The organism is Desulfacinum infernum DSM 9756 (genome assembly GCF_900129305.1).
GTDB classification, from domain to species: domain Bacteria; phylum Desulfobacterota; class Syntrophobacteria; order Syntrophobacterales; family DSM-9756; genus Desulfacinum; species Desulfacinum infernum.
Genome location: NZ_FQVB01000008.1, coordinates 60,312 through 77,547 on the forward strand (window position 1 = coordinate 60,312; position 17,236 = coordinate 77,547).

The window sequence follows — 17,236 nt, forward strand, 5'->3', positions numbered from 1 at the left end:
TGGGCGTTGAAGGGCGCAAACTAGCTGTTTTCGGGCAGGCTCCTAGAAGATTTTCTGAGAACGCCGCGGACGAACTCTTTTCTTGTAGCGCAGCCCTTTAGGGCTGCGGAAGAATCCCCGGCCGTCGGATAGGCCACCGTGTATTTCGTGTAAATTCATGGAGTTACGATGACGCTTTCCGCGGGGCTGAAGCCCCGCGGCTACGGAAGATGTCGGATCCTTTGCCGGTTCCAGACGGAAGCCTATTTTCGGACACGCTGCCAGGGAAAAACCACCGGCGGCTCCGCCTTGCTCCATCCGTCCGTTCCCTGTACCCTTTCCCCCTGAACCTTGTCCCTTTCTCCTTTCACCTGAACACGAGGTAGAGCCATGGCCATTCCGAGAGCGCTGACCATTGCGGGGTCGGATTCCGGCGGCGGCGCCGGCATCCAGGCGGACCTCAAGACCTTTTCCGCGTTGGGCGTGTTCGGCATGAGCGCCCTGACGGCCATCACGGCCCAGAACACCGTGGGAGTGCAGGGTGTGGTGGAACTGGAACCCGAATTCGTTTCCGCCCAGATTCGAGCCGTGGTGGAGGACATCGGCGTGGACGCCGTGAAGACGGGAATGCTTTCCAGCGCCCGGATCATCCGGCGCGTGGCCCGGGACGTGCGCGAACTGGGCCTGGAAAAGCTGGTGGTGGATCCCGTCATGGTGGCCAAGAGCGGGGACCCTCTTCTCCAGCCCGACGCCCGGGACACCCTCATCCGTGAGCTCCTGCCGTTGGCGCTGGTGGTGACACCCAACCTGCACGAGGCGTCCGTTCTGGTGGGGTTCCCGGTGAGGGATCGCCAGTCCATGGAGGCTGCGGCCAGGGCCATCAAGGCCTTCGGGCCGGGATACGTGGTGGTCAAGGGGGGGCACCTGGAAGGGGAGCCCATGGACCTTCTTTATGACGGCAGGGAATTCGTCGCATTCCAGAACAAGCGCTTCGACACACCCCACACCCACGGAACCGGGTGCACGTTCGCTTCGGCGGTGGCCGCCGGCCTGGCCAAGGGCCTTTCGGTTCCCGACGCCGTCGCCCAGGCGAAAGATTACATCACGGGAGCCATTGAGCGGGGGCTGGCCATCGGCCGGGGCCACGGCCCGGTCCACCATTTCTACCGGCTTTACGATCTGGCCGGGTGGTCCTTCGGGTAATGTCGAAGGAAACCGCGGATGAAAACGGATGAACGCGAAAGGGGGGTGGGGATGAAGCCGGCTGCTGTTCAAGATCTCGGTCTGATGTTGTAGGGGCGGGCTTTATGCCCGCCCGTTAGGACCGGGCAATGGGAACAAAGCACCCGATCCGGGAGAGGGCCTTCCCGGATCTTGGGTTCCCGAATCCGTGCAGCGGAAGGGGCCCGATCGGCCGGAACCGCCGGATGATGTCAGCGGCCTTTGCCTTTGGGAGGGTCCTTTTTCTTGAAGCGGTCCAGGCGGATCACCCGGGCGCCGCCATCGGGGGCATCCCCGGTGGGCCGCACCGGGTCTTCCTTTTGCAACGCCTTGATTTGCTCGGCCAGGGAGGAATCCTGGGAGAGCATCTCCTCGATCTCCTTTTCCTGGTCCCGCCAGGCGGTCTCCAGGTGCGTCAGGTCCCAGCGGCGTTCCAGAAAGTCACCCAGAATCTCCATCAGGCGGTGCAGGAGAAGCCCATGGGGCTCCTTCAGGTAGAAGGGTACATGGGCCCACAGGTTCAGAGCCCGAATTTCCAGGTGCGGTGCGGCTTCCAGGATGGACGCATGAATCGCGCTGGGGCCCTCGTATTCGGCGGGCAGACAGCCCCAGGCCTGCAGCCGGTTGTAGCCTTCCGGATCGTGGGCCAGCCCGGAGATGCGGATTTCATCGTAGAAGATCTGGTCGTAAAGGCTGCCCAGAAGCAGAATTTCCCGGCACCCCCATTCCTTCAGCGTCTTGAGGAGCTGGACGCTGAACCGGCGCCAGCCCAGGGAGGGCTCCGTGCCGACCCCCAGGAAGAACGGGAGCCTGGAACCGTCGGTGGGCATGAAGGTCCGGAACTCCGGCCATTCCAGGTGTTGAACGCGCCCGTGGCGGATGACCACGTGGGGGCGCAGTTCGGAGGTGTGCCAGTAGCCTTCCAAGTCCCACACGGCCACCTGCAGGCATGGCTCCAGGCGGTTGACCTCTTCCAGGATCCGTGAGCAGAGCCCGCCTGCATCGGGCCATCCCGTAAAGCTTACAACCGCCCTCTCGGCGCGTAACTCGGGCACCAAAGGCGTCATCTCCATGGCCGACCTGTCCTTCCTTCTCGCCCCCCGCCTGCCGGTGAAAGCCGGGGCCCTGCATGCCCGGCCCGTTGTGGACTCCCTTTAACCGATACCTTCGTAGGGGCGGTTCGCGAACCACCCCTACACCCACCGCTCACCACCAGTAAACCCTCACGGGGCGATCTTTGTCCCCACGCCGGTCGCTTCACGCCGGAAGCGGAATCAGATTCAGGCGCCGCAATTCTCTCAGGAGCACATTGCAGTCCCGGAAGACCCAGTGGGGTCCGGCGGCCCGAAGGGCGTCCATGCCCACCCGGCCGGAGGCGACTGCCGCGGTGAAGGTTCCCACCCGGCGGCCCGTTTCGACGTCCAGCGGATGATCCCCCACCATGAGGGCCCGCTCCTTTTCCACACCCAGCAGGGCAAGCGCCCTTTCCAGGTGCTCCGGATGGGGCTTCACGTTTTTCACGTGATCCCGCGCCAGGAAGCAGGAACACAGCCGGTCGATGTCCGGAAAGACCTGCCGGACGGCCGAGCTGCAATTGCGGGTGATGACGGCCGTCGGCACGCCGCAGGCCTGCAAGTCCCTGAGGATGGTACGGGTGTAGGGAAAGAGCTTACCCCGCCGGGCAGCCTCCAGTTCCATGTCCACCACCAAGCCGTGGGCGGCTCTCCGGAAATCCTCCACCGTGCCGTCGGCCCCGGGTATCCGCCGGGCCAGATGTTCGATCCATTCCAGGGCGGGCATGGGCGAGGGACCCGGCCGCCGGTTCAGGTACGTTTCGGCCAAGGCGGCGATCCGCTCCTTCATGATGGAAAAATCCAGGTGCAGTTCCGCCAACGTGCCGTCGAAGTCAAAAATCAGGGCATGGATCATGCCGTGCGTTTCCTTTCCTGTCTTCGCACCGTTTGCGTCTTCTTAACATCGCCCGCCGCGGTCTCCCAAGGACAAAATCCCAAGGACAAAATCCCAATGACGGCTTGCACATCGCAGGCCGCTTGTCTATTTTTAGGCGTTCTTTCGGACAAGGGCGGGTTCGATGTTTCTGGTGCTGCGAAGAGGGAGGATGGAATGGGCGGGCAGGTGCCGCTTCTCAGTTTCGATGCCGCCGTCGATCGGTTGCTTCAAAAGAAGGAATCCTATCACGCCAACTATCTGGCCATGTATTCTTCCTGGTTGGGCGGGATCCTAACCGACCCCCGCTTGATGGTGGTTCCCGTGGACGACCACCTGGTACACCGGGGAGACGGTATTTTCGAGGCCTTCAAGTGCGTGGACGGCTTCCTCTATCTGCTGGACCGGCATTTGGACCGACTGGAACGATCCACTGCCATCGCGCAGCTCACCTGGCCGGTGGACCGAAGCCGCCTGGAGGACCTCATTAAGCAGACCGTTCGGGCGTCGGGAGCGCGGGAATGCCTGGTGCGGCTCTTCCTGTCGCGCGGTCCCGGGGGATTCACCACGGATCCCTACGAATGCCCGGCCAGCCAGCTTTATATCGTCATCACGCGCCTCAAACAGGCACCGGAAGAGAAGCTCACCAAGGGCGTCACCCTCAAGAGCAGCCACATTCCCATCAAGAAGTCCTATTTCGCCAGCGTCAAGAGCTGCAACTACCTCCCCAACGTGCTCATGACCAAGGAAGCCCGGGATGCGGGCGTGGACTTCACCGTGTCCATCGACGAGAACGGCTTCCTGGGCGAAGGCGCCACGGAGAACGTGGGCATCGTGACTCGGGACAACCGATTTCTGGTGCCCCGGTTCGATCGCATTCTGCGGGGCACCACCGTGACGCGCATGTTGGAGCTGGCCCGGGAATTGGTGGAGAGAGGGGAGCTGGCCCAAGTGGGCGAGGCGGACATCCGGCCCGAAGATGCCTACCGGGCCGCGGAGATGATGACCTTCGGAACCACCTTCGATGTGCTTCCCATCGTCCAGTATGACGGGCATCCCATCGGGGACGGCGTGCCGGGTCCCTGGTTCCGCCGTTTTCGGGAAATGCTGCTCCGGGATATTCGATCCGGCCAAGGCGTGCGCACTCCCGTCTGGGACGAGCCGGCGGCTTAAGTCGGACCCCAAGTGTCTATATCCTGAATTGGACGATTCTTTCACATGGACAGGTCCTCAAGGGCGGGCGTAAAGCCCGCCCCTTCAAAAACGCACGGACCCATTGGTAGGGGCGGGGTTTATCCCCGCCCGCTAATCACGCGGTGTAAGAGATACCCGAAGAAAAAATCGCTCAGTTTGGGTATATGAAAAGGGACCTCGTTCCGTTCGTGCGCACGGCCTGTAGGGGCGAATGATCATTCGCCCCTACAGGGCTCTGCTTTCGGTGGGTTTCATCCTTCGTTGTCACGGGCCGTCCGTGATGGGGTCAATGGGAACTGAAGCTGAACGTAGGGGCGGGCTTTAGGCCCGCCCTTCAGGGTCGCACCATGGGAAAGAATCGCTCGGTATAGGGTGAGGACGAACCGAGGATTCCCGCCGGTTGATGAGAACGTTTTGGAAGGATCTGAAGGAGCGGCGCACGCCGCTCCACACAGCGGGATGATGAGCATGAGCCGTAGCGACAAAAACCTTCTGGACCGGGTGGATCGGGCCTTCAGCCAGTCGCTGGAAGCGGTGGAGGGCCTGTGGCGATCCCAGGGGGCGGTGATCGTGGAGATGGCGCAGGTGGTGGCCGCTGCCTTCAAGGCCCACCGGCGCCTTTACATTTTCGGCAACGGCGGGAGCGCCGCCGATGCGCAGCACCTGGCGGCGGAATGCATCAACCGGTTCCAGATGGAACGGGCCCCTCTGCCGGCCGTGGCCCTGACGGTGGACACGTCCGTTCTCACGAGCATCGCCAACGACTACGATTTCAAAGACGTCTTTCTCAAGCAGATCCAGGCGCTGGGGGAGGCCGGGGACGTGGCGCTGGGGCTCAGCACGAGCGGGCGCTCGGAGAACGTCCTTCGCGCCCTTCGCTGGGCCCGGGAACACGGACTTCATACATTGGGCTTCGCAGGCCGGGACAAGACGGACATGGACATCTACTGCGACCGGATTCTCCATGTGCCGTCCCCTGTGACCGCGCGGGTTCAGGAAGGGCACATCGCGGCGGGCCACGTTCTGTGCGAGCTTATCGAGGTGCTCGTCTTTCGGCCCGACGAACCGAAGGCGGAAGAACCCGCCCCGGCCGCCTGTTGATGGACGAAAGGGGGACGGACCCAACCAATGAAGCCCATATCCTTGGAAGGCATTCAAACCACCAGCCTTTTTGATCGGCCCAGCAAGGTGGCGGCCCAAGACCTGGGAAGGCCGTGGATTCCCGGGGGGAGCCTGGCGGATTTCCTGGCCTTTCTGCCGACTCAACTGGCGGCACGGGATCTGCGGGAGGCCGTGGGAGCCGTGGCCGCAGCCGTCCTGGGAGGCCGGACCGTCCTTCTGGGCATGGGAGCCCATCCCATCAAGGTGGGGCTCGCTCCGGTGATCATCGACGCCATGGAGACGGGAATCCTCAAGGGGCTGGCCCTGAACGGAGCCGGGGTGATCCACGACGTGGAGATGGCCCTGGCGGGCAAGACGTCGGAAGACGTGGGTTCCCATCTGTCCCTGGGCCGTTTCGGTATGGCGCGGGAGACGGCGGAGTTCATCAACGGGGCGGTGAAGGAGAGGGCGGCCGACGGTCACGCGGGGTTCGGTGAGGCCGTGGGTCGGGCCTTGTTGAAGGCCGACCCGCCCCATGCGCGGTTCAGCATCCTGGCAGCGGCGGCCCGTTTGGGAATTCCGGTGACCGTGCACGTGGCTATGGGCACGGACATCATCCACATGCACCCGTCCATGGACGGCGCGGCGGCAGGGGCGGCCAGCCACTACGACTTCCGGGTCTTCTGCCGACTGGTGACCACGCTCCGGAAGGGGGTCTACATCAACCTGGGATCGGCGGTGGTGCTGCCAGAAGTCTTTCTCAAGGCCGTGAGCGTGGCCGCCAATCTGGGACACGATCTTTCCGGGATCACCACCATCAACATGGACTTCATGCGCCACTACCGGCCACACGTGAACGTGGTGGAGCGGCCCACGGCGGGAAGGGGAAGGGGATACAGTTTCGTGGGCCATCATGAAATCCTCTTCCCCCTCTTTTGTGCGGCCGTAAAGGAGGCGGTGGCGGCCCAAGGGGGCTCCGCTTCCACCGCAATTCCAGACGGTTCCCTTGGGGAAGGGACATAGGAGGACGCCATGCCCACCAAGATTCGCATCGAAGCGCCCGGGATCATGATGGACGCCCTGTTGAACGATTCCCCCACGGCCCGTCGCATTGCCGAGGCCTTGCCCCTGGAGGCGGAGGCCAACACCTGGGGGGAGGAGATCTACTTCGCCATTCCCGTTTCCGAACCGCTCTCGGAAGACGCGCGGGAAGTGGTGGAACGGGGAGACCTGGGCTACTGGCCCACCGGGAAGGCCTTCTGCATCTTTTTCGGTCCCACGCCCATGAGCCGCGGGGACGAGATTCGCCCGGCCAGCGCCGTGAACGTCGTCGGGCGGGTGTGCGGAGACCCCGGGGTCTTCAAGTCCGTGCGGGACGGGGATCTTGTTCGGATCGTGGCGGCGTCTTAAGATAGGACCGCGCCCCATGGGGGCGGCACAATTCGTTGCAGCGAGGTGAAACGATCATGCCCATCTACGAGTTCGAATGTTCCAAATGTGCGGAAAAATTCGAGTGTCTCGTCTTTCGAAGCGATGAGAGGGTTTCCTGCCCGTCTTGCGGCTCCCAGGAGGCCCAACGGGTCATGTCCGTCTTCGGCTTCAAGAGCGGGGGTGACAAGGGCGCGGCCAGCAGCCGCATGGGCTCCGGGGCCTCTTCCTGTTCCGGCTGCGCCGGCGGCAGTTGCGCCACCTGCCATTAGGATCCTGTGCAAGGCCGTTCTTTTGGGAATGGATGGATGAGGTGCCGCGATTTCTGGAGGGGCGGTTCGCAAACCGCCCCTACCGCCAACGTCCACCATCTCTAGGAGCTTGTCCGACAATGGCTCTCCGAGACGAGAGCCCGGGCGATGGCCCCTCTTTTCGTAGTCGCAGGGCTTTAGCGCCGCGGAAAAGGGCATTCGTAACTCATTGAAACGAAAAGAAATGCTCGATGGCCCATCCAACGTTCGGGGGTTCACCCGCAGCCCTAAAGGGCTGCGCTACGAGAAACGAGATCATCCGCGACGTTTTCGGACAGCCTCTTTAGGTCTTCGCCCTTGCGGGGATGACGGAAAGTCCATCCGGGGGAAGATCCAAAGGGCCAAATCCCGTCACTCGGCCGGGGATGAAAGCGAAAGTCGGCGCCCGAGGCTCCTGATGAGCCTCGCCATTTAAGAAAGGGGATTCGTGCGGAACACCCTCGTCATTGGAACGCGCGGGAGCTTGTTGGCTCTCCGGCAAAGTGAGATGATCAAGGACCTCCTGGAGGCTCGCTGGCCCGACCTTCGGGTGAGTCTGGAGATCATCAAGACCACCGGGGACAAAATCCTGGACGTGCCCCTGGCCAAAGTGGGCGGCAAAGGGCTTTTCGTCAAGGAGATCGAAGAGGCCCTCCTGGACGGTCGGGTGGACCTGGCCGTCCACAGCATGAAAGACGTGCCGTCCGAACTGCCCGGTCCCTTGGAGCTGGCCGTGGTGCCAGCCAGGGAAGATCCACGGGACGTGCTGGTCTCCGAGCGGTTTCCGAGCCTGGAGGATCTTCCCCGAGGGGCCGTGGTGGGGACCAGCAGTCTGCGCCGTGCGGCGCAGCTTCTGGCCCTGCGGCCGGATCTGCGGATCGAGAACCTTCGGGGAAACCTGGACACGCGCCTTCGCAAGGTCCGGGAAGGCCTCTACGATGCCGTCGTGCTGGCGGCGGCGGGCCTCCATCGCATGGGCTGGCGGGACCGCGTTGCCAGTTACCTGGACCCGGATCTTTTCGTGCCGGCCATCGGCCAGGGGGCCCTGGGGCTGGAGATTCGAAAAGACGATGATGACGTGCGCCGCCTTCTCGCTCCCCTGCATGATGAGTCCACCGCCCGGGCCGTGGCGGCGGAACGGGCCTTTCTGCACACCCTGGAAGGCGGCTGTCAGGTGCCCATTGCAGGCCATGCGACAGCGTCCCAAAACGGCGTGCTGCTGACGGGCCTGGTGGCTTCCCTGGACGGGCGGACCGTCTATCGGCAGACGGCCTCGGCGCCGCCGGGAGAAGAAGAAGCCGCGGGGCGCGATCTGGCCCGCCGGCTCCTGGATGCGGGGGCCCGCAAGATCCTGGAATCGGTCTACAATGCTTCCTGCTGATCGCGAGGACGATGTGAAAAAGGGAAAGGTCTATCTGGTGGGTGCGGGACCCGGGGATCCGGGTCTTTTTACGTTGCGGGGCTTGGAAGTCCTTCGGCGGGCCGAGGTGGTCATCTATGACTTTTTGGCCAACGAAGAGCTGCTCTCTTTTGCTCCGCCCCATGCCGACAGAATCTATGTGGGAAAAAAGGGCGGGGACCACACCTTGAGCCAGGACGGGATCAACCGGCTCCTGGTGGAAAAGGGCCGGCACCACGTGGTGGTTCGGCTCAAAGGGGGAGATCCCTTCGTGTTCGGCCGGGGCGGTGAGGAAGCCCAGGAACTGGTGGCGGCCGGCATCGACTTCGAGGTGGTTCCCGGAGTTACCGCCGCCGTGGCAGTCCCCGCCTATGCCGGCATTCCCCTGTCCCATCGGGACTTTACGGCGTCCATGGCCTTCATCACCGGGCACGAACGGGCCGATTCCCGGGAGTCCAAGATCGACTGGTCCAAGCTGGCCACGGCCGTGGGAACCCTCGTCTTTTTCATGGGTGTGAAGAACCTTCCGGACATCACGGCGCGCCTCATGGAGCACGGCCGGTCCCCGGAAACGCCCGTGGCGGTGATCCGTTGGGGCACCACGCCCGAGCAGCGGACGGTGACGGGAACCTTGGGCGACGTGGTGGACCGGGTGCGGGAAGCGGGCCTGAAGCCGCCGGCGCTCATCGTGGTGGGTGAAGTGGTTCGGCTTCGGGATCAGCTCAACTGGTTCGAACGGCGCCCGCTGTTCGGGCGCACTGTTTTGGTGACGCGGGCCCGACAGCAGGCCAGCGACTTCAAAAGGCTTCTGGAGGAGAAAGGAGCCCGGTGCGTGGAGTTTCCCACCATCCGGATCGCCCCCCCGGAGAGCTGGGAGCCGCTGGACCGGGCCTTGTCGGAACTCCAGACCTATGACTGGGTCATTTTCACCAGTGTGAACGGCGTGCGCTTCTTCATGGAAAGGCTTTTCGAGGCGGGGAAGGACGTTCGCGCCCTGGCCGGCGTGAAGCTGGCCGCCATCGGCCCCAAGACGGCCGAGGCCTTGGAGGCAAGGGGCCTGAGACTGGACGTGGTTCCCGGCGAATACCGCGCCGAAGGCATCCTGCAGGCCATGGGGGCGGATTCGGTCCAAGGGGCCCGCATTCTTCTTCCCCGCGCCAAGGTGGCCCGGGATGTGCTCCCCGAAACGCTCCGAAAGTGGGGCGCCCTCGTGGACGTGGTGCCCGCCTACGAGACGGTGCTGCCTACGGAAGGGGCCGACCGAGTGGCGGAAATGCTCCGGGAAGGCCGCGTGGACGTGGTCACCTTCACCTCCTCCTCCACGGTGACCAACTTCCTCCATGTCTTCGAGGCCCACGACCCGTTGAAGCTTCTGGAAAAGACGACCGTGGCCTGTATCGGCCCCATTACGGCCGACACGGCCCGCGGCCGGGGAGTTCCCGTGCACGTGGTGGCCGAGGAATACACCATCCCCGGCCTGGTCCAGGCCCTGTGCGATTACCTGGCCTGCTGAGACCCGCCGGGGAGCTCGCACGAGGATGCCCCCTCGCCTCAAGAGGCCGGGTATTTCCGTTCTGTTGGTAGCCGCAAGGCTTCAACCCCCGGGAGAGTGCCATCCTAGCCCCATGAAGCGGCAGGCCGTACCCGATGGCTTATGCGACGTCCGGGGGCTCTGCAGTTCCATAGGGCTGCGTTAGGGGAAAAGCGGACATCCCCGGCGTTTTCGGACAAGCTTTCAAGGAGCGGGCCTGAGACAAAGTCGTTCCGGTCCCGAAAACGAAGCCTTCGTTGTTGGGCGCCGGCTCTAGGAGCTTGTCTGAAAATGGCTGGGTTGCCTCCTTCATCGTCCATCTGTCCCCCCCGCGCAAGCGTGTGTCCATAAGTTGCCGAAAATCATGGATCCCCGCTTTCGCGGGGATGACGAAGGGGCGTTGAAGGGCGCAGACTACCCGTTGTCGGACAGCCTCCTAGCGCTGTAAGGATGCAACGAACGGGGGAGGGGCAATGAAGGTTCTTGTCGCCACATACGGATCCCGCGGGGACGTGCAGCCCTACGTGGCCCTGGGAAAAGGACTGCAGGCGGCGGGCCATGAAGTGATTGTGGCCACGAGCGAGCGTTTCCGGGACTTTGTGGTCGCCCACGGGCTTCCGTATGGTTTTTTGAGCGACAAACTCCTGGCGATCATCGATACGGATCTGGGGCGCACGCTCATGGAAACTACGGACAACCTTTTCCAGGTTGCCCGGCGCCTCGTGGGCATGGCCCGGCAGGTCGGTCCCCTCCAGCGGACTCTCGTGCGCGATGGCTGGGTGGTCGCAAAGAGCGCGGCCCCGGATCTCATCGTCTTTCATCCCAAAGTCTTCGGTGGCCCGCACTACGCTGAGAAACTCGGTGTTCCAGCCGTCCTGGCTCTCCCCATCCCCTTGTTCGTTCCCACCGCCGCCCGTCCCAGCATGGGCTTTCCCGATCTGAACTTGGGCGGCCGATACAATCGGGCGACCTATGTCCTGACGGAAAAGGTGATGGAATGGTCCATCCGGGGCCACGTCCGCCGTTGGCGAACCGAGCAGGGGCTCGTGCCCCATGACCATTGCAGTATCCTGAAGACCCCGCACGGCCGGCCCCTGCCGGTTCTCCATGCGGTGAGCAGGCACGTTGTGCCTCGCCCTCCCGACTGGCCCGACCAAGCGATGATGACAGGATACTGGTTCCTGGATCAGGCGGACCGATGGCGACCGCCTGCTGAGCTCAAGCGCTTCCTCGACTCAGGCCCCCCTCCGGTCTATGTGGGCTTCGGTTCCATGGCGGGACGCTCTCCCGCGAGGATGGGGCGGATCGTGATGGAAGCGCTCGCAAAGGCGGGAGTCCGAGGGGTGGTGGCCACGGGCTGGGGGGGAGTGCGTCTGGAACGGCCGTCCTCCTCCGTGATGGTGATCGATCAGGTGCCCCACGACTGGATCCTTCCCCGCGTGGCGGCCGCCGTGCATCACGGAGGGGCGGGAACCGTCGCGGCGACCCTCAGGGCCGGAGTGCCTTCCGTGGTGGTTCCCTTTTTCGGAGACCAGCCCTTCTGGGGGAAGCGTGTCCACGCCCTCGGCGCGGCGGCCAGACCCATACCTAGGAAAAGACTCACGGCGGCCGGACTGGCGGCTGCGATTCGGGAAGTCCTGGACGATCCCGGCTTTCTCAGGAGGGCGCAGGAACTGGGCGAAAAGATCCGCCGGGAGAGAGGCGTTGAAAACGCGGTGCAGGCTGTCGAGAAGTTGCTGCATCAGCTGTGACAATGGGATGTGCAAGCCGTGAGACGGGGGGCGAATGATCAATCGCCCTATCGCATGGTGACCGCCTTCAGTCGCGCCGTTGCCTACTCTTCTGGAGCCAGCGATCGAGGGCCGGATAGCGTTGAGCTAAACGGTCCAGAAGGCGGGCCACCCAGGGGATTTCTCTTCCCAGCACCACCAGGCCCAAAGCGATGAAGAGGGCCCCCTGCAGGACCGGCAGGAAAAGCCCCGCCACGCCCAGCACCAGCAAGAGAGTTCCGGCGACGATCCGAACCGTTCTTTTCATGGCCCGAGGAGCTCCCGGCGGCGGCTCAGTGCACGAAGAGATACGTCATATAGCCCAGGTAGCCCACCACCAGGGCGCCTCCTTCCACACGATTGACCCTGCCCTGTCTTCCGGCCTTCCAGGACCGACACACGGGCCACAAGAGAAAGGTGGCCAGCAGCATGACCGGAAAATCCCGGCGAAAGGCTTCCGGAGAAACTTGAAGCGGCATGATGGTGGCCGGAACGCCCAGGATGGCCAGGATGTTGAAAATGTTGGATCCCACCACGTTGCCCACCGCGATGTCGTCTTCCTTTTTGATGGCTCCCGCCACGGAGGTGGCCAGTTCCGGAAGACTCGTCCCCAGAGCCACCAGGGTGAGCCCGATCACCAGTTCGCTCACGCCGAAGGCCCGCGCCATACCCACACCGCCCCAGACCAGCAGCCGGCTTCCCAGGGTGAGACACACCAGGCCCATCACCAGATAAATCAGAGGCTTGCGAACGCCTTCCTTTTCCGAAGATACCGGCTTTTCAGCCGCTTCCTCCAACAGGGCGTCCACATGCCCCTGCTGAGCGGACTTTGCCATCCACCACAGGAAAAGGGCCATGCCTCCCAGCAGCAGAAGGCCTTCGAAACGGCTGAAGACCGCATCCTTGGCCATGAGCCAGGCCAGAACCGAAACCACCACCAGCGCCGGGTATTCACGATGAAGCAAGGCGGAGTGGATCATGAGGGGGCGAAAGAGGGAAGCGGTGCCCAGGATGAGCCCGATGTTGGCGATGTTGCTTCCCACCACGTTTCCCACCGCCACGTCCGGATGTCCCATGAAGGCGGCCGTCACGGTGATGAGCAGCTCCGGGAGCGACGTGCCGAACGAAACCACGGTGAGTCCCACGATGATTGGAGAAATCCCCAGGCGGCGCGCCAGTCGGGCGGCCCCCTCCACGAATCGGTCCGCGCCCCACATGAGCGCCAGAATGCCGGCCGCCACGGCCGCAGCGTACAGGATCATCAAGCCAGTCTCCTCCTTCGGTCTATTCCTTCACCTGCTTGTGCCGGTAGCTGACGTATGCATCGCGGAGCGCGATGTAGGGATCCAGGGCGGACGCCTTGAAGTCTTCGTATTCGCCCAGGCGGAGTGACGTCTTGTTGATTACCTTGACGGCCTTCACCCCCGCATAGAGGCCGGCGGGCGGATAGAGATAGGACGTGGGATCCAGGAAGGTGTCCGCACCGAATCCCAGGGTGTCGCGGAGCGTGGACGGGCCGAAGAGCGGCCAGTTGATGTAGAGGCCGTTGCCCATGCCGTAGACGGCCAGGGTTTGCCCGAAGTCTTCCTCATGGGCCTTGAGGCCGAATTCCTGTTCCGCCGGGTCGAACAGCCCTCCGGCCCCCAGGGTGGAGTTGAGGGCGAAGCGGGCGATCTCCACACCGCACCGATTCAGCTTGCCCTGCAACAGATTGTTCACGATGCGCACGGGCGCCAGGATGTTGTCATAGGCGTTTCGAATGGCGATGCGCACCCCCGGCGGCAGGAAGGTCCCGTACACCTTGGCCGTGGGCTTGAGAAGCCAAAAATAGAGCTTGTCGTTCACCTGGAAGAAAAAGCGGTTCATGGGCTCCAGGGGATCCGCCACCGTCACCGTCTCCTCGGCGAAGGGATCCTGGAATTCGTCGCCGGCCGCCCACGCCGCAGCCGTCCCGCCACAGGGAGCCGAAAAGGATCCGCCAAGAACCAACAAAACCGCAACGGCCAACCAGATGGCCGTACCCTTGACCTTTCCGCCGCGTCTGTCCTTGTGCATTGTCTTCCTCCATCTCGGGCCGGGTCGTGAACGGAAAGCCTCATCTAACGCGCCCCGCCGCAGGTTTGTCAACAGGATAACGCACCCGGTCTTTCTACCCCGGGCCCGTTTGTGATATGTGTGGACCCCACGAAGACCCGGCCGCGACAGGAACGCGCTTCACAGCGGAAACGACGGAGGCCCGACAGAATGGACCAAACGCTTTTTTCCCGGGACGACCTCAAGCAGCTTTCGGAACTGGGGATTTCGGTGGAGGAGGTGCAGCGGCAACTGGAGCTCTTTTCGAGACAGGACGTCTTTGTGGATCTTCACCGGCCCTGCACCCTGGGAGACGGCGTCATCACGGTGGACGGCGCCCTGGAAAGGGCGTGCCTGGAGGCATACCAGAGGGCGGCCAGAAGCGGCCGCTACCTGAAATTCGTGCCGGCTTCCGGTGCCGCCACCCGCATGTTCAAGGCCCTGTTCGCCGTCCTGAATGAAGATCCCGTTCCTTCCCTGGAGCAGCTCCGGGAGCGGGCGGCCGGAGGGGACGAGGATGCGCAAGGAGTCGTGCGTTTCGTGGACCAGGCGGATCGGTTTGCTTTTTACGACGCCTGGAAGGCTTGTGCGGAGCGTCAGGGCTGGCGCCTGGAGGAGTCCTTGAGGGCCGGGGATCTGGAGCGCCCTCTCCGGACCCTGCTCACGGAAGAAGGCATGGGGCTGGGACGCCTTCCCAAGGCCCTCATTCCCTTTCACCGCTATGGCGACCACGTGCGTACGGCTCTGGAAGAACACCTGGCGGAGGCGGCCGAATACGTTCGGGATGCCGACGGGGTCTGCCGGATCCATTTCACGGTCAGCCCGGAACACGAGGATCTCTTCCGGGATCACGTGGAGAAGGTGCGGTTCCTCCACGAGCGCCGTCTGGATACGGGATACGTCATCGGCCTTTCCCACCAGAGTCCGTCCACCAACACCATCGCCGTGGACGATCATAACAGGCCCTTTCGGGATTCCCGAGGCCGCCTGGTGTTCCGACCGGCGGGGCACGGCGCGCTCCTTCAAAACCTTGCGAGCTTGAACGGGGACCTGGTCTACATCAAGAACATCGACAACGTGGTGCCCGATCACCTGAAAGGGGAGACCATCCGCTGGAAGCGGATCCTGGGGGGGCTTGCGGTTCTGATTCAGAGACGCGTGCATGGGCACATCAAGCGGCTGCGGGCTGGCGCGTCCCGAAGCGCCGTGGAGGATGCCCGCCGGTTCGTCCAGGAAACCTTCTGGGGGGTGCCCTGTTCCATCGGCGGGTCCCTTTCGGCCCAGAGGGATCTGCTCCTGGATGCCTTGGACCGCCCCGTGCGGGTGTGCGGCATGGTGCGAAACGTGGGGGAGCCGGGCGGAGGTCCCTTCTGGGTGCGCAACGGCAAGGGGCGTATCCTGGTCCAAATCGTGGAAAAAGCGCAGGTGAACATGGCCGATCCCAAGCAGCGGGCCATCTGGAGCCGCTCCACCCACTTCAACCCCGTGGATCTGGTCTGCGCCCTTCGCGACCCGGACGGCAAGCCCTACGACCTGAAAAGGTACGTGGATCCCAGCGCGGTGATCATCACCCGGAAGTCCCTGGACGGAAGGCCCCTGAAGGCGTTGGAGCGCCCAGGCTTGTGGAACGGTTCCATGGCCTTTTGGAACACCCTGATGGTGGAGGTGCCGACCATCACCTTCAACCCGGTCAAGACGGTGCTGGATCTCTTGCGGCCGGAACACCAGCCGCCCGCCCGCCCTTAAAGGAAGGACTCCATTCGAAAAGGCCCATGAAAGAGAAATATACGCTGGAAGAACTGGAGGCGCTCCACGAGATCGCCCGGACTCTGGCAAGACCCGACGACATCAAGGAGCAGTTGCGAGGCGTGCTGGAGATTTTGAGCGATCGGCTGGGCATGGAACGGGGCATGATCTCCATCCTGGATGCCCGTACGGGCGAAGCCTGGCTGGACGTAGCCCGGGGTGTGGACGTGCGAGCGGGAAGCGTCATCTACCGGCCCGGGGAAGGCATTACGGGCAAGGTGGCTCAGACCGGCCGCCCGCTGGCCATTGCCAACCTGGGCGAGGAAACCCACTTTCTGGACCGGACGGGCGCCCGCAAGAAACTGGACCGAAAGGAGCTGGCCTTCCTGTGCGTGCCCATCTTCCACCAGGGACGGGTGGTGGGGGTTCTTTCCGCGGACAAGCTGAGCCGGAACGTGGCGGACCTGGGCCGGGAGGTGGCGCTGCTGAGCGCCGTGGCGGAGCTGCTGGGCAAGGGGGTCCATTTCCGTGCCGTGGAGGAGGAAAACAGAAGGCTCCGGAGCCTGCTGGCCGAAGCCCGTCGCCCCAAGACCCAGATCCTCGGGCGGTCCAAGGTGATTCGGGACGTCCTGCGATTGATCGACCAGGTAGCGGACACCAACACCACCGTGCTCATCCACGGGGAAACCGGTACGGGCAAGGAGCTGGTGGCCCAGGCCATTCATGACAACAGCCGCCGCAGCAAGGGGCCGCTGGTCCGGGTCAACTGCGCCGCCATGCCCGACACGCTGCTGGAAAGCGAACTGTTCGGGCATGAAAAGGGGGCCTTCACCGGGGCGGTCACCCGGAGGCGGGGACGGTTCGAGGAGGCCCAGGGAGGCACCATTTTCCTGGACGAGGTGGGAGAGCTTTCCCCCGTGGCCCAGGCCAAGCTCCTTCGCGTGCTCCAGGAACGGGAGTTCCAGCCTCTGGGTTCGTCCCGCACCGTGAAGGTGGACGTGCGGGTGGTGGCGGCCACCAACCGGGACCTGGAACAAGAAGTGGCCAAGGGGCGGTTCCGCTCGGACCTTTACTACCGCCTGAACGTCTTCCCCATCTTCCTGCCTCCCCTTCGGGACCGCGGTCCCGACATTCTGCTGCTGGCCGATTACTTCGTGGTGAAGTATGCGGAGCAGTTCGGCAAATCGGTCAAGCGCATTTCCACTCCCGCCATCGACCTGCTCATGGCCTACCACTGGCCGGGCAACGTCCGTGAGCTCGAAAATTGCATGGAAAGAGCGGTGGTACTCGCTTCCGGCGATGCCATCGAGGCCCGTCACCTGCCGCCGACCCTGCAGATGAAGCCCGCGGAGCTTCGCTCCCGGTCCCGGGGGAAGCTGGAGGCACTGGTGGGGGCCTACGAGCGGGATCTCATCGTGGAGGCGCTCAAAGATGCCCAGGGCAACCAGTCCCAGGCGGCACGGCTGCTGGGTACCACCAAGCGGATCATCCAGTACAAGGTGCAAAAGTACGGCATCGATCCCAAGCGCTTCCGGGACCGGTCCGTGTGAGGCAAAAA

16 protein-coding genes are annotated in these 17,236 nt (G+C 63.7%); 11 read left to right on the plus strand and 5 right to left on the minus strand.

All coding sequences use genetic code 11. The features are described 5' to 3' along the window. Window positions 1-369: 369 nt before the first annotated feature. The gene (thiD, locus tag BUB04_RS04850) at window positions 370-1,182 is read left to right on the plus strand and encodes a bifunctional hydroxymethylpyrimidine kinase/phosphomethylpyrimidine kinase (RefSeq protein WP_073037503.1); all 813 of its coding nucleotides are present in this window, start codon (window positions 370-372) and stop codon (window positions 1,180-1,182) included. A gap of 230 nt (window positions 1,183-1,412) precedes the next feature. Here thiD and BUB04_RS04855 read toward each other — a convergent pair whose 3' ends face one another. Further along, window positions 1,413-2,273, minus strand: coding sequence for a PAC2 family protein (locus BUB04_RS04855; protein WP_073037504.1), 861 nt, complete (start codon window positions 2,271-2,273; stop codon window positions 1,413-1,415). A gap of 184 nt (window positions 2,274-2,457) precedes the next feature. Next, a complete protein-coding gene (locus BUB04_RS04860) occupies window positions 2,458-3,129 on the minus strand; it encodes an HAD family hydrolase (protein ID WP_073037505.1) in 672 nt (223 codons plus the stop codon). Between the two features lie 195 nt (window positions 3,130-3,324). On the opposite strand from BUB04_RS04860, the gene BUB04_RS04865 reads away from it, so the two are divergent. The 8 genes from BUB04_RS04865 (at window position 3,325) to BUB04_RS04900 (ending at window position 11,841) form a co-directional block, all read left to right on the plus strand. Beyond that, window positions 3,325-4,320 (plus strand): aminotransferase class IV, encoded by a 996-nt coding sequence (locus tag BUB04_RS04865; protein WP_073037506.1) that lies wholly within the window; start codon window positions 3,325-3,327, stop codon window positions 4,318-4,320. 489 nt (window positions 4,321-4,809) lie between these two features. After that, window positions 4,810-5,442 (plus strand): D-sedoheptulose-7-phosphate isomerase, encoded by a 633-nt coding sequence (locus BUB04_RS04870; protein ID WP_073037645.1) that lies wholly within the window; start codon window positions 4,810-4,812, stop codon window positions 5,440-5,442. Between the two features lie 27 nt (window positions 5,443-5,469). Next, window positions 5,470-6,465 (plus strand): GSU2086 family protein, encoded by a 996-nt coding sequence (locus tag BUB04_RS04875; RefSeq protein ID WP_073037507.1) that lies wholly within the window; start codon window positions 5,470-5,472, stop codon window positions 6,463-6,465. Window positions 6,466-6,474: 9 nt separating this feature from the next. Then, window positions 6,475-6,852, plus strand: coding sequence for a cyclophilin-like fold protein (locus tag BUB04_RS04880; RefSeq protein ID WP_073037509.1), 378 nt, complete (start codon window positions 6,475-6,477; stop codon window positions 6,850-6,852). A gap of 56 nt (window positions 6,853-6,908) precedes the next feature. Further along, on the plus strand, window positions 6,909-7,142 hold the full coding sequence (locus BUB04_RS04885; RefSeq protein ID WP_073037511.1) for an FmdB family zinc ribbon protein: 234 nt from the start codon (window positions 6,909-6,911) through the stop codon (window positions 7,140-7,142). A 466-nt stretch (window positions 7,143-7,608) separates the two neighbouring features. Then, a complete protein-coding gene (hemC, locus tag BUB04_RS04890; protein ID WP_073037512.1) occupies window positions 7,609-8,541 on the plus strand; it encodes a hydroxymethylbilane synthase in 933 nt (310 codons plus the stop codon). A gap of 13 nt (window positions 8,542-8,554) precedes the next feature. After that, a complete protein-coding gene (cobA, locus tag BUB04_RS04895; protein ID WP_084076209.1) occupies window positions 8,555-10,072 on the plus strand; it encodes a uroporphyrinogen-III C-methyltransferase in 1,518 nt (505 codons plus the stop codon). Window positions 10,073-10,563: 491 nt separating this feature from the next. After that, entirely contained in the window at window positions 10,564-11,841 is a 1,278-nt protein-coding gene (locus tag BUB04_RS04900; protein ID WP_073037515.1) for a glycosyltransferase, read from the plus strand. Window positions 11,842-11,908: 67 nt separating this feature from the next. Here BUB04_RS04900 and BUB04_RS04905 read toward each other — a convergent pair whose 3' ends face one another. From BUB04_RS04905 to BUB04_RS04915, 3 genes are read right to left on the minus strand one after another with little or no spacing between them, the layout of a single operon-like run. After that, the gene (locus BUB04_RS04905) at window positions 11,909-12,127 is read right to left on the minus strand and encodes a PGPGW domain-containing protein (protein WP_073037517.1); all 219 of its coding nucleotides are present in this window, start codon (window positions 12,125-12,127) and stop codon (window positions 11,909-11,911) included. Window positions 12,128-12,152: 25 nt separating this feature from the next. After that, window positions 12,153-13,121 carry a calcium/sodium antiporter gene (locus BUB04_RS04910; protein ID WP_073037519.1) on the minus strand — a complete coding sequence of 323 codons (969 nt, stop codon included), beginning with the start codon at window positions 13,119-13,121 and terminating at the stop codon, window positions 12,153-12,155. Between the two features lie 22 nt (window positions 13,122-13,143). Continuing rightward, a complete protein-coding gene (locus BUB04_RS04915; RefSeq protein WP_073037520.1) occupies window positions 13,144-13,914 on the minus strand; it encodes an MlaA family lipoprotein in 771 nt (256 codons plus the stop codon). Between the two features lie 189 nt (window positions 13,915-14,103). Between BUB04_RS04915 and BUB04_RS04920 the strand changes: the two genes are divergently transcribed. Next, window positions 14,104-15,678, plus strand: coding sequence for a DUF4301 family protein (locus BUB04_RS04920; RefSeq protein WP_073037521.1), 1,575 nt, complete (start codon window positions 14,104-14,106; stop codon window positions 15,676-15,678). Window positions 15,679-15,704: 26 nt separating this feature from the next. Next, window positions 15,705-17,228, plus strand: a complete 1,524-nt coding sequence (locus BUB04_RS04925) for a sigma-54-dependent Fis family transcriptional regulator (protein WP_073037522.1) — start codon at window positions 15,705-15,707, stop codon at window positions 17,226-17,228. Window positions 17,229-17,236: the final 8 nt, after the last annotated feature.

Coding starts and splice junctions, on each gene's coding strand:
- BUB04_RS04860 (WP_073037505.1), bottom strand. CDS start 3,129: ATGATCCATGCCCTGATTTTTGACTTCGACGGCACGTTGGCGGAACTG.
- BUB04_RS04880 (WP_073037509.1), top strand. CDS start 6,475: ATGCCCACCAAGATTCGCATCGAAGCGCCCGGGATCATGATGGACGCC.
- BUB04_RS04855 (WP_073037504.1), bottom strand. CDS start 2,273: ATGGAGATGACGCCTTTGGTGCCCGAGTTACGCGCCGAGAGGGCGGTT.
- BUB04_RS04910 (WP_073037519.1), bottom strand. CDS start 13,121: ATGATCCTGTACGCTGCGGCCGTGGCGGCCGGCATTCTGGCGCTCATG.
- BUB04_RS04870 (WP_073037645.1), top strand. CDS start 4,810: ATGAGCCGTAGCGACAAAAACCTTCTGGACCGGGTGGATCGGGCCTTC.
- BUB04_RS04885 (WP_073037511.1), top strand. CDS start 6,909: ATGCCCATCTACGAGTTCGAATGTTCCAAATGTGCGGAAAAATTCGAG.
- thiD (WP_073037503.1), top strand. CDS start 370: ATGGCCATTCCGAGAGCGCTGACCATTGCGGGGTCGGATTCCGGCGGC.
- BUB04_RS04925 (WP_073037522.1), top strand. CDS start 15,705: ATGAAAGAGAAATATACGCTGGAAGAACTGGAGGCGCTCCACGAGATC.
- BUB04_RS04905 (WP_073037517.1), bottom strand. CDS start 12,127: ATGAAAAGAACGGTTCGGATCGTCGCCGGAACTCTCTTGCTGGTGCTG.
- BUB04_RS04900 (WP_073037515.1), top strand. CDS start 10,564: ATGAAGGTTCTTGTCGCCACATACGGATCCCGCGGGGACGTGCAGCCC.
- BUB04_RS04865 (WP_073037506.1), top strand. CDS start 3,325: ATGGGCGGGCAGGTGCCGCTTCTCAGTTTCGATGCCGCCGTCGATCGG.
- BUB04_RS04915 (WP_073037520.1), bottom strand. CDS start 13,914: ATGCACAAGGACAGACGCGGCGGAAAGGTCAAGGGTACGGCCATCTGG.
- BUB04_RS04875 (WP_073037507.1), top strand. CDS start 5,470: ATGAAGCCCATATCCTTGGAAGGCATTCAAACCACCAGCCTTTTTGAT.
- BUB04_RS04920 (WP_073037521.1), top strand. CDS start 14,104: ATGGACCAAACGCTTTTTTCCCGGGACGACCTCAAGCAGCTTTCGGAA.